Source organism: Nonomuraea sp. NPDC001831 (assembly GCF_042892035.1).
GTDB lineage: Bacteria > Actinomycetota > Actinomycetes > Streptosporangiales > Streptosporangiaceae > Nonomuraea.
In genome coordinates, this window is the sequence record NZ_JBIATU010000008.1 from 252,219 (window position 1) to 264,349 (window position 12,131).

At 70.9% G+C, this 12,131-nt stretch carries 16 protein-coding genes; 10 read left to right on the top strand and 6 right to left on the bottom strand.

The window, feature by feature from the left end; genetic code table 11:
• Nucleotide 1: 1 nt before the first annotated feature.
• The 3 genes from ACFYYW_RS26470 to ACFYYW_RS26480 are packed head-to-tail and all read left to right on the top strand — an operon-like array spanning nt 2 to nt 1,416.
• Nucleotides 2–610, top strand: coding sequence for a TetR/AcrR family transcriptional regulator (locus ACFYYW_RS26470; RefSeq protein WP_352325445.1), 609 nt, complete (start codon nt 2–4; stop codon nt 608–610).
• Between the two features lie 11 nt (nt 611–621).
• Nucleotides 622–1,152 (top strand): DUF4245 domain-containing protein, encoded by a 531-nt coding sequence (locus ACFYYW_RS26475; protein ID WP_352325446.1) that lies wholly within the window; start codon nt 622–624, stop codon nt 1,150–1,152.
• A gap of 36 nt (nt 1,153–1,188) precedes the next feature.
• Nucleotides 1,189–1,416 carry an exodeoxyribonuclease VII small subunit gene (locus ACFYYW_RS26480; protein WP_352325447.1) on the top strand — a complete coding sequence of 76 codons (228 nt, stop codon included), beginning with the start codon at nt 1,189–1,191 and terminating at the stop codon, nt 1,414–1,416.
• A gap of 4 nt (nt 1,417–1,420) precedes the next feature.
• Here the strand turns inward: ACFYYW_RS26480 and ACFYYW_RS26485 are convergent, their stop codons facing one another.
• On the bottom strand, nt 1,421–1,834 hold the full coding sequence (locus ACFYYW_RS26485) for a nitroreductase family deazaflavin-dependent oxidoreductase (RefSeq protein ID WP_352325449.1): 414 nt from the start codon (nt 1,832–1,834) through the stop codon (nt 1,421–1,423).
• 82 nt (nt 1,835–1,916) lie between these two features.
• Here ACFYYW_RS26485 and ACFYYW_RS26490 point away from each other — a divergent pair, with 82 nt between their 5' ends.
• A complete protein-coding gene (locus ACFYYW_RS26490; protein WP_387652394.1) occupies nt 1,917–2,522 on the top strand; it encodes a TetR/AcrR family transcriptional regulator in 606 nt (201 codons plus the stop codon).
• Here ACFYYW_RS26490 and xseA read toward each other — a convergent pair.
• Nucleotides 2,519–3,721 carry an exodeoxyribonuclease VII large subunit gene (xseA, locus tag ACFYYW_RS26495; protein WP_357974535.1) on the bottom strand — a complete coding sequence of 401 codons (1,203 nt, stop codon included), beginning with the start codon at nt 3,719–3,721 and terminating at the stop codon, nt 2,519–2,521. The genes ACFYYW_RS26490 and xseA overlap by 4 nt on opposite strands.
• A 26-nt stretch (nt 3,722–3,747) precedes the next feature.
• A complete protein-coding gene (locus ACFYYW_RS26500) occupies nt 3,748–4,824 on the bottom strand; it encodes a hypothetical protein (RefSeq protein WP_387652396.1) in 1,077 nt (358 codons plus the stop codon).
• 100 nt (nt 4,825–4,924) lie between these two features.
• On the opposite strand from ACFYYW_RS26500, the gene ACFYYW_RS26505 reads away from it, so the two are divergent.
• Complete coding sequence (locus ACFYYW_RS26505; RefSeq protein WP_352325453.1) at nt 4,925–5,890, top strand: 4-hydroxy-3-methylbut-2-enyl diphosphate reductase; 966 nt, start codon at nt 4,925–4,927, stop codon at nt 5,888–5,890.
• On the opposite strand, the gene ACFYYW_RS26510 is transcribed toward ACFYYW_RS26505, so the two are convergent.
• Both ACFYYW_RS26510 and ACFYYW_RS26515 read right to left on the bottom strand, forming a co-directional pair.
• Nucleotides 5,887–6,396: a DUF6542 domain-containing protein gene (locus tag ACFYYW_RS26510; protein ID WP_352325454.1), complete on the bottom strand. Its 510-nt coding sequence runs from the start codon at nt 6,394–6,396 to the stop codon at nt 5,887–5,889. The genes ACFYYW_RS26505 and ACFYYW_RS26510 overlap by 4 nt on opposite strands.
• A gap of 14 nt (nt 6,397–6,410) precedes the next feature.
• Nucleotides 6,411–7,667, bottom strand: coding sequence for a DNA recombination protein RmuC (locus tag ACFYYW_RS26515; protein WP_387652399.1), 1,257 nt, complete (start codon nt 7,665–7,667; stop codon nt 6,411–6,413).
• 95 nt (nt 7,668–7,762) lie between these two features.
• On the opposite strand from ACFYYW_RS26515, the gene ACFYYW_RS26520 reads away from it, so the two are divergent.
• Nucleotides 7,763–8,488 carry a hypothetical protein gene (locus tag ACFYYW_RS26520; RefSeq protein WP_387652401.1) on the top strand — a complete coding sequence of 242 codons (726 nt, stop codon included), beginning with the start codon at nt 7,763–7,765 and terminating at the stop codon, nt 8,486–8,488.
• 11 nt (nt 8,489–8,499) lie between these two features.
• The gene (gene ychF / locus ACFYYW_RS26525) at nt 8,500–9,576 is read left to right on the top strand and encodes a redox-regulated ATPase YchF (protein ID WP_352325457.1); all 1,077 of its coding nucleotides are present in this window, start codon (nt 8,500–8,502) and stop codon (nt 9,574–9,576) included.
• A 14-nt stretch (nt 9,577–9,590) separates the two neighbouring features.
• On the opposite strand, the gene ACFYYW_RS26530 is transcribed toward ychF, so the two are convergent.
• Nucleotides 9,591–9,887 (bottom strand): hypothetical protein, encoded by a 297-nt coding sequence (locus ACFYYW_RS26530; RefSeq protein ID WP_352325458.1) that lies wholly within the window; start codon nt 9,885–9,887, stop codon nt 9,591–9,593.
• Between the two features lie 197 nt (nt 9,888–10,084).
• Here ACFYYW_RS26530 and ACFYYW_RS26535 point away from each other — a divergent pair, with 197 nt between their 5' ends.
• The 3 genes from ACFYYW_RS26535 (at nt 10,085) to ACFYYW_RS26545 (ending at nt 12,087) form a co-directional block, all read left to right on the top strand.
• Entirely contained in the window at nt 10,085–10,384 is a 300-nt protein-coding gene (locus ACFYYW_RS26535) for a hypothetical protein (protein ID WP_352325459.1), read from the top strand.
• Between the two features lie 623 nt (nt 10,385–11,007).
• A complete protein-coding gene (locus ACFYYW_RS26540; protein ID WP_352325460.1) occupies nt 11,008–11,760 on the top strand; it encodes a conjugal transfer protein in 753 nt (250 codons plus the stop codon).
• Between the two features lie 81 nt (nt 11,761–11,841).
• The gene (locus ACFYYW_RS26545; protein WP_352325464.1) at nt 11,842–12,087 is read left to right on the top strand and encodes a hypothetical protein; all 246 of its coding nucleotides are present in this window, start codon (nt 11,842–11,844) and stop codon (nt 12,085–12,087) included.
• The last annotated feature ends 44 nt before the right edge of the window (nt 12,088–12,131 follow it).

Here is a 12,131-nt window from a genome sequence, read left to right on the forward strand (position 1 = left end):
AATGAGCGAAGTGGAACACGCGGTGACCCAGCCTCGCACGTCCGAGCGGGGGGCTGCGACGCGGAGCTCGCTGCTGGCCGCCGCGCGGGAGGTCTTCGTCTCCAAGGGGTTCGCCGAGGCCGGCGTGACGGACGTCGTCGCCAGGGCCGACGCCAGCGTGGGCAGCCTCTACCACCATTTCTCCGGCAAGGCCGACCTCTACCTCACGTTGTGGGAGGAATGGCAGGCCCGCCAGGCCCAGCGCACCAAGCAGGCCGCCCGTACGGCCCGCGCCGCCGCCGAGGGCGACCCCATGCGGGTGTTCATCGACGCCGCCCGCGCCTACCTCGAAGGCTGCCTGGAGGAACGCGAGCTGGCCGCCCTGTTCCTGCGCGGCGACGGCCCGCCCGGCTTCGAGGTGGTCATGCGCGACCGGCTGCGCACCTGGGCCCAGCGCAACGCCGCCCTGTTCGAGGACGAGCCCGCGCTCGTCGTCGTGGTCACCGGCGCCCTGGCCGCGGCCGTCAGCGAGATCGTCTTCTCCGGCGACCGCGCGATGGTCGACGACGTGCTGGCGATCATCGGCCAGATCAGGCCCGCCGCTTCGGCGACCGCGCCCGCCAGCGGGTAACCTCGCCAAGTGTGCGACGGTTCAGCCAAAGTTTCTACGGCTACGCGGTAGCCCTCTTCGTGTGCCTGGCGGGCGTGGGGCTCTTCATGCTCGTCGCCCCGCAGAGCCGCGAGGAGCACATCCCGCGGCTCGACTACTCCATCACCGTCGCCAACTTCGGGCACGGCGTGCCCTACCAGGTGTGGTCCCCGCAGCAGGACCCGGCGGGCTGGGTGCCCAACAGCAACAGGATCGCCAAGGGCGAGAACGGCGCGCAGGTGCTCTACCTGGGCTACGCCACCGCCAAGCGGCAGCACGCCATGTTCGCCCAGAGCGACGAGAAGCCGGCCGCCGAGTTCGCCAACCGCATGACCGGCATCGCGAAGCCGTCCGGCAGCCAGCAGGTGGGCGGGGTGACGTGGGAGAAGCGGTTCCGCGAGGACAAGAACCAGCGCTCGCTCGTGCGGGTGCTGCCCGACGTCACCCTCGTGATCACCGGCACGGCCGACTGGCCCGAGCTGACCGAGCTGGCCGGGCTCCTGCAGCAGCGCGCCAAGGGGTGACCCTGGGCGGGCGCGGCGGCGTCTAGGGTGGTGGCCGTGGCAGACGAGAAGACACCTTCGTACGAGCAGGCCCGCGAGGAGCTGACCGAGGTGGTGCGCCGCCTGGAGACGGGCGGGCTCACCCTGGAGCAGTCGATCGAGCTCTGGGAGCGCGGCGAGCGGCTCGCGGCCGTCTGCGAGGAGTGGCTGCAGGGCGCCCGGGTCAAGCTCGCCGCCGCCATGGCGAGGCGCTCGGAGCCGGGCGCCGACGACGCCCCCTTCTGATCCGTCAGGAGGCGGTGCGGTTGAGCGCCACCACCGGGATGCGGCGGCTGGTCTTGGCCTCGTACTCCGCGAAGCCGGGGGCGATCTCGACCATGCGGGCGTAGAGCCGGTCGCGCTCGTCGCCCTCGATGAAGTCCGCCTTCACCTCGAACGTCTCGGTGCCGATCTCGGCGGTCGCCGTGGGGTTGGCGCGCAGGTTGTGGTACCAGGCCGGGTGGTTGTCGGCGCCCGCGTTGGAGGCGATGATCACGTAGCGGTCGCCGTCGGCCAGGTACATCACCGGCGTGGTCGTCGGCCGGCCGCTCTTGGCGCCCGTCGTCGTGAGCAGCACCAGCGACGCGCCCTCGAACGGGCCACCCACCCGGCCCTCGTTGGCCCGGAATTCGTCAATGACCTGCTGGTTGAACGAGTTGGTCATCCTCAGCTCCTCATAATCGGAGAGTTCTCCGATTCGGAGAATACCGGAGAGCTCTCCGTTCCCGCGGAGTTATGCTCCAGGCGTGTGCGCACGTCCATCGCTGCCCGTCGTCGGGCAGCCCCAGCCCGAGCGGGCCGACGCCGCGCGCAACCGCCGGAAGATCATCGAGGTGGCCGCCACGATGATCGCCGAGCGCGGCGCCGAGGAGCTCTCGCTCGACGAGGTGGCCAAGGCCGCCTGCGTCGGGGTGGGCACCGTCTACCGGCGCTTCGGCGACCGCGCGGGGCTCGTCCTCGCGCTGATCGACGAGCGGGAACGGCGTTTCCAGGCGGCCTTCCTGAGCGGCCCGCCGCCGCTCGGGCCCGGCGCGCCGCCGGCCGAGCGGATCACGGCGTTCCTGCACGCGCTGGTCGATCGCATCGTCGAGCAGCAGGACCTGTTCCTGCTGCTGGAGAACGGGCCGGGCAAGGCGCGCTACAGCGGGCCGTACAAGGTGCACCAGGTGCATCTGGCGAGCCTGCTCGCCGCGGCCCGGCCGGGGGCCGACGCCGCCTACCTGGCCGACGCGCTGCTCGCGCCGGCCACCGCCTGGCTGATCAAGTTCCAGCGGGAGGAGCGCGGCCTGACGGTGGAGGGCGTCAAGGCCGGCCTCGCCGACCTGGCCGCCGCCGTCGTGCGGGGGCCCTAGTCCTCCGTACGGACCGTGAGCCGGTCGTCGCTCAGCCTGATCGTCAGCGGGGTGCCCGGCGGCACGTCCTTGGCCAGGCGCACGACCTCGCCCGACGGATGTTGCACGATCGCGTAGCCGCGCTCCAGCGTGGCCGCGGGCGACAACGCCACCAGGCGGGCCCGCAGGTGCGTGAGGTCATCGGCGGCCCGGTCGAGCGAGCCGGTCAGCGACCGCCTGGCCCGCTCCCGCAGCGCGTCGACCTGCTCGGCCCGGCGTTCGAGCTCGCGCACCGGATCGGCCAGCGACGGCCGCGAGCGCACCGACGTCAGCCAGGACATCTCGCGGTCGAGCCAGCCGTTGAGCACCCGCCGCCCGCGGTCGCGCAGCTGGCGGATCAGCGCGAGCTGCTCGCCCACGTCGGGGACGACCTTCTTGGCGGCGTCGGTGGGCGTGGAGGCGCGTACGTCGGCCACCAGGTCGAGCAGCGGGCTGTCCTGCTCGTGGCCGATCGCGCTGACCACGGGCGTGCGGCAGGCGGCCACGGCGCGCACGAGCGTCTCGTCGGAGAAGGGCAGCAGGTCCTCCAGCGAACCCCCGCCCCGGGCCACCACGATCACCTCGACCTCGGGATCGGCGTCGAGCTTGCGCAGCGCCTCGGTGACCTCCCCGACCGCGTACGGCCCCTGGACGGCCACCTCCTCCACCTTGAACCGCACGGCCGGCCAGCGGCGGCGGGCGTTCTCCAGCACGTCGCGCTCGGCGGCCGAGTCGCGCCCGCAGACGAGCCCGATCGTGCCCGGCAGGAACGGCAGCCGCCGCTTCCTGTCGGCGTTGAACAGCCCCTCGGTGGCCAGCAGCCGGCGCAGCCGCTCCAGCCTGGCCAGCAGCTCGCCCACGCCGACCGGCCGGATCTCCATCGCCGTGAAGGCGAACGAGCCCTTGTTGACCCAGAAGTCCGGCTTGACGTGCACCACGACCCGCGCGCCGTCGGAGGGACGCGGCTCGGCGGCCTCGTAGACGCCGCGCGGAGCCGTGACCCGGGCCGAGACGTTGGCCACCGGGTCACGCAGGGTCAGGAACACCGTGCCGCCGCGCGCGCTCAGATCGGTGATCTGGCCCTCGACCCACACCGTGCCGAGTCTGCCGATCCAGCCGCCCACCATCTGCAGGACCGTGCGGATCGGCAAGGGAGACTCGGGTGTGGTCTTCGAGGTCATGGCGGAAGACTACGGGTTCGCTGCGACTACTCCCCGGTCTGCAGCTTGGCCAGCCGGTTCTCGAACATGCGCACGACCTCGTCGCGGGCCTGGGTGGCGCGCTCGTAGGCGAGGTAGTCGCCGATCTGCTCGGCGGACTTGCCGCGCATCCTGGCCCGCAGCGAGGCCACGGTCAGCTCGGAGTAGCCGGGCAGCGGCTCGGCCAGGTCGTCCGGGACGGCCTTGGGCTCGGCCACCGGGGCGGCCGGCTCGGTGACGGCCTCCGCGGCGGCCTTGAGCACGCCGTCCTGGGGCGCGGCGGCGGCCGCGGGCTCCTCGGTGACCTCGGTGACGGCGGCGGGCTCGGCGGCCTTCGTCGCCTTCGTCGCCTTCGCGGGCTTGGCGGCCGTGGTGGTCGCGGCAGCCTTCGCGCTCTTGGCGGGCTTCGCGGCCTTCGCGGGCTTGGCGGGCTTCGCGGCGGGCTGGGGCTCGGCGGCGGGCTCGGCCGCGGGCGCGACCTCAGCCACGGCCGGCTCGACCTCGGCGGCCTTGGTCTCGGCGGCGGGTTCGGCCTCCGTCGGGGCCTCGGTCTTGACCTCGGCCTTGGCGGGCGCGTCGGCCTGCGCCGGGGCCTCCGTCTTGGCGGTGGCTTCCGGCTCGGGCGCGGCCGTCGCCTTGGAGCCGGTCGACGGCTCGGGCGCGGTCGTCGCCTTCGGCTCGGGCTTGGGCTCGGTCTTCGGCTCGGTCTCCGGCTTGGCGGCGGTCTTGCCCGCGGGGGCGAAGATGACCGGGTCCGGCTTGCTCTTGGCCGATCCGTTGGGCGCGGCCTCCGGACGCGGCGTGAAGATCACCGGCTCCTTGCGCGCCGGCTTCTCCTCCTCGGCCGGGGGAGCGGCCACCTGCGCGGCGGCGGAGGGACGGGACTCCTGCTCCTCCTCCTGCTCCTCCTTCGTGCCGAGCCCCTTGATGGAGTTCTTCACCCGGTCCACCACCAGCAGCGCCTGCCCGGCCGCGCTGAGCGTGGTCTGGACGACGAGCAGCGGCAGATCCTTGGCCTTCTCCTTGAGTTCGTCCTTGTTGGTAACGGTTCTGGCGATGTTGCGTATCACGTCGCTGAGGGACATGACGTCTCCCTGGGAGGTCTGTATTGGACGGCCAGTCTGGCAAACGGCGGGCGACCACGCACGCGCAGCCCTGATGGCCGCTCCACGTAGCATAAGAAGTATGGAGCCCCAGACCCCCACTTCCCGCCGAGTACTCGTAGCCAAGCCGCGCGGCTACTGTGCCGGAGTCGATCGAGCCGTGGTAGCGGTCGAGAAGGCTTTGGAGCAGTACGGCGCGCCGGTCTACGTCCGCAAGCAGATCGTGCACAACACCCACGTCGTCAGGACGCTGGAGGCCAGGGGCGCCATCTTCGTCGAGGAGACCGAGGAGGTGCCCGAGGGCGAGATCGTGGTGTTCTCGGCCCACGGCGTCTCGCCGGCCGTGCACGAGGAGGCCAGGCAGCGGGGCCTGCGCACGATCGACGCCACCTGCCCGCTGGTCACCAAGGTGCACAACGAGGCCAAGCGGTTCGCCGCCCAGGACTACGACATCCTGCTCATCGGGCACGAAGGCCACGAAGAGGTCGAGGGCACCTCGGGCGAGGCCCCCGACCACATCCAGCTCGTCGACGGCCTCGACTCGGTGGAGAAGGTCCAGGTGAAGGACCCCGACAAGCTCGTGTGGCTGTCGCAGACCACCCTGTCGGTCGACGAGACCACCGAGACGGTCGCCCGCCTCAAGGAGCGCTTCCCCACCCTGCTCGACCCGCCGAGCGACGACATCTGCTACGCCACCCAGAACCGGCAGGTCGCGGTCAAGGAGATCGCCGCCGAGGCCCAGCTCGTGATCGTGGTGGGGTCGGAGAACTCGTCCAACTCCAAGCGCCTGGTCGAGGTGGCCAAGGACTACGGCGCCGAGGCCGCGTACCTGGTGGACAACGCCGGCTTCATCCAGGACGAATGGCTCGACGGCGTCACCACGGTCGGCGTGACCAGCGGCGCGTCGGTGCCGGAGGAACTGGTCGACGAGGTGCTCGCGCGGCTGGCCGGCCACGGCTTCGGCGACGTGCGCGAGGTCGAGTCGGTGCAGGAGAGCATGCGCTTCGCGCTCCCGCACGAGCTGCGCAAGGACCTTCGCGTCGGCTAGTCGTCGCCGCGCGGGGTGCCGTAGACCTTGGGCTCGAAGTAGCCCTCCGGCTCGGGCACGAACGGCTGGCGCGGGCGCGGCATCTCCGCGCCCGCCTTCAGCTCCTCGCGCAGCTCCCGCACGTTGTCGCGCAGGCCGCGCCGCCAGGCGACGGCCAGCACGACCGCCGAGCCGGCGAACAGCCAGGGGGCGCCGCGGGTCAGCGAGCCGTACAGGCCGAGGGCCAGCGACTGCATGATCGACACCGAGCCGAAGGCGCGCCCGAGCTCGACGAAGAGCGTCGCGCAGAAGAACACCAGCGGCGGCGTGACCACCAGCGACAGCAGCTCGCGCTTGTTGACCAGCAGCACGCCGAGCAGGCTCGACGCCACGAACGCGGCCCCCACCAGGTAGGACAGGCCGAGCACCGCGGTCAGGACATAGCCCGCCAGGGTGGCGACCAAGGTGAGCGCGATGGCGCCGCGAGCGGTCAGCCTGACGCCAGAACGCCTGCCCTTCTCTGCCACTGTCCCACCCCCGTTTACGGCGACCCGCCTGCCAACTTACCGTTCGAGTGCGAAATCAGAGACGTGGTTTCGAGCAGTTCGGGCGAGGCCAGGGGTCTCGGCAGCCCTTCGAGCATGTCCGGGGCGTCCAGGTCGCCGTCCACGACGCCCAGATCGTTAAGTTTGCGTGCGGTGACCAGGACGCGGCTTTCGAGCGAACCGACCGACTTGTTGTACGCCTCCACCGCCCGCGTCAGCGCCTTGCCCAGCGACTCCACGTTCCTGCCGAGGGACGACAGCCGCTCGTACAGCTCCTTGCCCAGCTCGAACACCGCCCGCGCGTTCTCGCTCAGCGCGGCCTGCTGCCAGGCGTAGTGGGCGGTGCGCAGCATCGTGATCAGCGTCGTCGGGGTGGCGATGTGCACCCGCCGCGCCATGGCGTACTCCAGCAGCGAGGGGTCGCGTTCGAGCGCGGGCGCGAGGAACGCCTCGCCCGGGATGAACAGCACCACGAACTCCGGCGAGGGGTTGAACCCCTGCCAGTACGCCTTGGCCGCCAGCCGGTCGACGTGCTCGCGCACATGCCTGGCGTGCGCGTCGAGCCGGACGGTGGCCAGCGACTCGTCGCCCGCCTCGGCCGCCTCCAGGTAGGCCGCGAGCGAGACCTTGGAGTCGACCACGATGTTCTTGCCGCCGGCCAGCCTGATCACCATGTCGGGACGCATCGCGCCCTCGACGACCTGCTCCTCGAAGTCGCAGTGGCGCTGCATCCCGGCGATCTCGGCCACCCGGCGCAGCTGCAGCTCACCCCACCGTCCGCGCGCCTCGGGCCGTTGCAGGGCCCTGACCAGCGCGGTCGTCTGCGAGCGCAGCTGCTCGTTGCTCTGCTGCACGAACTCCATCTGCTTGACCAGCTCCGCCCGCGCCGCCCGCTGCCCGGCCTCGGTGTCGCGAAGCTGCGACTCGACCCGCGCGAGCGCGTCCTTCAGCGGCTCGACCAGGTGCTCGACGGCCTGCCTGCGCTGGTCGAGATCGCCGGCGGCCTCGGCGCGGCTGGCCGACAGCCGGGTCTCGGCCAGTTCGAGGAAACGCACGTTGTTGACGTCGAGGGCGCGCGTGGACAGGGCCTGGAACCGTTCGGCGAGCTGTTCCTCGACGTAGACCAGCTTCTCGGCGGCCGACCTGGCCCGCGCGTCGGCCTCGGCCACCCGCACCGCCGCGCGGGTCCTGGCGACCAGGAAGCCGACGAGGAGTCCGAGGGCGAGTCCGATGAGCAGCGAGACGACATCCACTCCAACGATGATTGCAGCACATCGCGTCTGGATCTTCCCGACACGCTTGCGGAATCCGCTTGTGCGCCGACCGATCCGTCACGCACAGTATTGGAATGGCTACCGGTACGAGGCTCGCCGTCGCCGTGTCCGCGGCGTCGGTCGCCCTGATCGCCCTGGCCGGAGCCGTGATCACCGGTCCCGGGGCCGAGGTGCCGGCGGCCACCCGCCCGACCCTGCGCTGGACGCCCGGCGCCTGCGTCACCGACCGCTACGCGCTGATCCCCTGCAACGGCGGCGACTTCGAGGTGCTGACCATCGCCCACGACCCGCCGCGGCCCGCCGACTGCCCCGACGACACCGACGACGTGCTGCGCATCGGCCTGGGCCGCACCGCCTGCGTACGGACCTTCCTGGGACCGCACGCCGGCGTGCCCGGCGGTGGCGGCGGCGTGCTCAGGCCCGGCGACTGCGTGGCCCTCGACGGCCGGGAACGCCCGTGCGCGGGCACCGGCTGGTACGGCAGATCCATCGCGATCGCCTCGACCGCCGGCGAATGCCCCTCGGCCACCCTGGACACGCTCGAAAGCGGAGCGGAGGTCGTCTGCCTGGGGCCCGGCGGTCAGGTGCTCGCCGCGGGCGCGTGCGTGGCCAGACCGGCCGCCGACGTCGTCGCCAGATCGGCCGTGACCAGGGCCGCCTGCGACTCGTCCGCGGCCTGGGCCCGCGTCGTCTCCTTCGAGACCACGCCCGCGGCCTGCCCGGCCGGCGTCCAGCGTTACCTGCGCGCGGCGCCCGGGACCTATCGTCCGGTGACCTGCCTGCACCTGCTCAGCAAGTAAACTCGCTGTCCGTGAGCCTTTCCATCGGCATCGTCGGCCTGCCCAACGTCGGTAAGTCCACGCTCTTCAACGCGCTGACCAAGACCGGCAACGCACTCGCGGCGAACTACCCGTTCGCCACCATCGAGCCCAACGTGGGGATCGTGGGCGTGCCCGACGACCGCCTGCCCAAGCTGGCCGAGATCTTCGGCTCAGCCCGCATCCTGCCCGCCAAGGTGGAGTTCGTCGACATCGCGGGCCTGGTCAAGGGCGCCTCGGAGGGGCAGGGCAGGGGCAACCAGTTCCTCGCCAACATCCGCGACACCGACGCGATCTGCCAGGTCATCCGCGTCTTCGGCGACCCCGACGTCACGCACGTCGACGGTGAGATCTCCCCCAAGCGGGACATCGAGACCATCAACACCGAGCTGATCATGGCCGACCTGCAGACGGTCGAGAAGGCCGTGCCGCGCCTGCAGAAGGAGGCGCGCAACAACAAGGACAAGAAGGCCGCGCTGGAGGCCGCCGAGGCCGCGCTGGCCGTCCTGGAGACCGGCAAGACCATCTTCGAGAGCGGCCTCGACCGGGAGGAGCTGCGCGAGCTCCACCTGCTCACCGCCAAGCCCTTCCTCTACGTCTTCAACCTCGACGCCGACGAGCTGACCGACACCGCGCTCAAGGAGCAGCTGTCGGCCCTCGTCGCGCCCGCCGAGGCCGTCTTCCTCGACGCCAAGATCGAGTCCGAGCTGGTCGAGCTCGACGAGGAGGAGGCCCTGGAGCTGCTCCAGTCGGTCGGCCAGGAGGAGTCGGGCCTGCGTCAGCTCGCCCGGGTCGGCTTCGAGACGCTGGGCCTGCAGACCTACCTGACCGCCGGCCCGAAGGAGACCAGGGCCTGGACGATCCGCAAGGGCGCCACGGCGCCCGAGGCGGCCGGCGTGATCCACACCGACTTCCAGCGCGGCTTCATCAAGGCCGAGGTGGTCTCCTTCGACGACCTGGTCGAAGTGGGCTCCATCGCCAGCGCCCGGTCCGCGGGCAAGGCCCGCATCGAGGGCAAGGACTACGTCATGCGCGACGGCGACGTGGTGGAGTTCCGCTTCAACGTCTGATCCGCCGGCCCGCGCTATCCGAGCAGCCCGCCGAGCAGGGCCGCGGGGCCGCCACTGAGCGGGCCGCCACCGCTGAGCGGGCCCCCGCCGCCCTTGACGGCGGGCTTCTTGTCGAAGTGGATCATCTCGTTCGCGTACGTGCCGCCCTGGCACACGGCCTTGCCGCGGCCGACGGGGGCGACCTTGCCGCCCGCCTCGGTGCACTCGCTGTCGGTGACCCAGGAGGGCGCGGCGGTGGCCGGGGAGGGCGCGCAGAGGGCGAACGCGGCGAGCGCGGCGGCGGGCAGGAGGGCGGCGGCGAGGCGACGCATCACATCAGTCCAATCACGGTGGGCTAACTTTCGCTACGCTAGGTTACCGGCGGATCGCCGTCGAAAGCCCATCGTCCGGATGACGAACGCGCAGGCCCTGCCGGGATTATGTGATTCCGGGACAACTGACGCGTCAACCACTTTGGGTCCCTACGCGTCGAATCGTCACGGCGTTCACGCTGACTCGGGAGGCCCTCATGATCCGACGCATCATCCGGAAACGACGTCCGGCGCCCACCCTCGCGGGCATCAGCCTGGAGGAGGAGCTGGCCCTGATCAGGGTCGAGCTCATGTACGGGCTGCGCGTCAACCGTGAGGCGTACCTGCGCAGGAAGGTCGACGAACGCAACGAGCTGGCCAGCCGCATGCGTGAGCGGGACGCCGCCTCGATGCTCGCCGACCTGCGGGGGTCGCTGGAGCGCGCGGTGTCGCCCACGGTCGTCGACCTGCACAGCCGTCGCCGGGCACGCGCGAGCCAGGACCCCGAGCCCGCCTGAGCCGAGGCTGTCCTACCCCCAGAAGTGGTGCGTAACACCCTCTGTCCTCCTCTCATGCCAAATGCGCAGGTCGTGAGCATCTATGCCTGTTTTGGACAGGAATCCATGTCTGCCGCGCTAGGCGGAAATGGGCGTCTGGCCTGGTCAAATGGTGATTCCGCCAGTAAGTGACGGGAAGCGGCGCTGACGTCTGCCATACGGATCCGGTTTGCCGTCAGGGCGGTCATGCCTGCAGCATGGGCGTGGCTTTCCTGGAAGAATGGCGGGACCGGATAGGGTGACTACTTCACCGCGGATGATGGGGATCGGCAACGGACGACACCGCGCCAACCGGGGGGATCGGCGCGAGCGGAGGCGTGATGGCTCGTAGGTCTACCGTCCAGCACGATCCTCGGATCGCTGGCGAGCCCGAGCTTTCCGCGCGCCCGGACATGGCTGACTTCGACGCGCCGCCCTCGCGCAGGCCGCGTCGGGGCGGCTGGTCCGGTGGCGGCGGACGGTGGCTGGTCTGGGCCGGCCGCATCATTCTCTGGGCGCTTATTGTGGTTATCGTGGTGAATGGGATTCGTGCCCCATTTGAGCGGTTTACCCAGCAAGAGCCCACGACGACGAATGGCGCCGCCGTGGCGCACAAGGGATTCCCCGCCGACCAGGGCATGGCTTTCGCCGCCCAGTTCGCGGGGGTCTATCTGAATTTCAGCCCGGAAGACGCGGCCAGCCGGACCAGGAAGCTCGCCGCGTTCCTGGCCGAGGGCATGGACGCGCAGATGTGGTGGGACGGCTTCGGCAAGATGGCCGCCGTCGCGATCCAGCCGTACGACATCGAGGCGACCGACGCCCAGAACGCCGTGGTGAGCGTGGCCTTCCAGTCCGGGCCTCGCCGGCTCATGCTGTCGGTCCCGATCTACTACTCCGGCGACGACAACGGCAGGCGGTTCGTCGTCGCGGGCCGTCCGGCGATCCTTCCCGCGCCGGCCCCCGCCGACCTGCCGCAGCTGGCCAAGCCGGAGACCGACGACGCGGCGGCGGCCGAGCTCAAGCCGCAACTGGAGGGCTTCTTCAAGGACTACGCCTCCGGCGACACCGCCGGGTTGCAGCGCTACGTGGCCGCCGGGAAGAACCTGCCGAGCTTCGGCAGCGCCTTCACCTTCGCGGAGCTGAAGGACATCGTGGTGCCTGTGGGGGGTGCCACCCGAGAGATCCAGGCGGTCGTGGTGTGGATCGTGCCCAACGGCGACGCTCCGGCCACGCCGAGCGCCACCGACCCGGCCGCCGTCGGCGGGCGGCTGGAGCAGGCCTACCGCCTCACCGTGGAGAAGCAGGGCGACAAGTGGTACGTCGCCGACATCCGCGGCGCTGGTCGGGCCGTTGGATAGACGCACGACCGCGCTGTTGTTCGGTACCCCCCGGGAGGACAAGAAGTGACGTTGAAGACCGTAGTGCTCACCTTGATCGAAATGTCGCCGTCGCCGTCGCCGACCGGCATTGACACTGGAGGGCTCGCCAACTTCCTGCGTGCCTTCTTTGCCCCGTTGTTCCTGGTAGTCGTCTCCGTGGTCGCGCTCTTCTTCCTCTTCACCCGCGAGATCACGCGTTTCGTCCAGTTCCTCATCCTGGCTGTGGCCATCGGAGTGATCTTCTACGTTCCCAACATCATCGAGGTGACGGCGAAGGCGATCGCGGGCGCTCTCGGCATCAAGTAAAGGGTTGAGACCGCTCCAGGGCGGTCATGTACGAGCGGGTGGAG

Excerpts from the sequence above, each read along its gene's own strand:
- ACFYYW_RS26470 (WP_352325445.1), top strand. The coding sequence starts at position 2 with ATGAGCGAAGTGGAACACGCGGTGACCCAGCCTCGCACGTCCGAGCGG.
- ACFYYW_RS26485 (WP_352325449.1), bottom strand. The coding sequence starts at position 1,834 with ATGACCAACTCGTTCAACCAGCAGGTCATTGACGAATTCCGGGCCAAC.
- xseA (WP_357974535.1), bottom strand. The coding sequence starts at position 3,721 with ATGACCTCGAAGACCACACCCGAGTCTCCCTTGCCGATCCGCACGGTC.
- ACFYYW_RS26500 (WP_387652396.1), bottom strand. The coding sequence starts at position 4,824 with ATGTCCCTCAGCGACGTGATACGCAACATCGCCAGAACCGTTACCAAC.
- ACFYYW_RS26505 (WP_352325453.1), top strand. The coding sequence starts at position 4,925 with ATGGAGCCCCAGACCCCCACTTCCCGCCGAGTACTCGTAGCCAAGCCG.
- ACFYYW_RS26520 (WP_387652401.1), top strand. The coding sequence starts at position 7,763 with ATGGCTACCGGTACGAGGCTCGCCGTCGCCGTGTCCGCGGCGTCGGTC.
- ACFYYW_RS26530 (WP_352325458.1), bottom strand. The coding sequence starts at position 9,887 with ATGCGTCGCCTCGCCGCCGCCCTCCTGCCCGCCGCCGCGCTCGCCGCG.
- ACFYYW_RS26535 (WP_352325459.1), top strand. The coding sequence starts at position 10,085 with ATGATCCGACGCATCATCCGGAAACGACGTCCGGCGCCCACCCTCGCG.
- ACFYYW_RS26545 (WP_352325464.1), top strand. The coding sequence starts at position 11,842 with ATGTCGCCGTCGCCGTCGCCGACCGGCATTGACACTGGAGGGCTCGCC.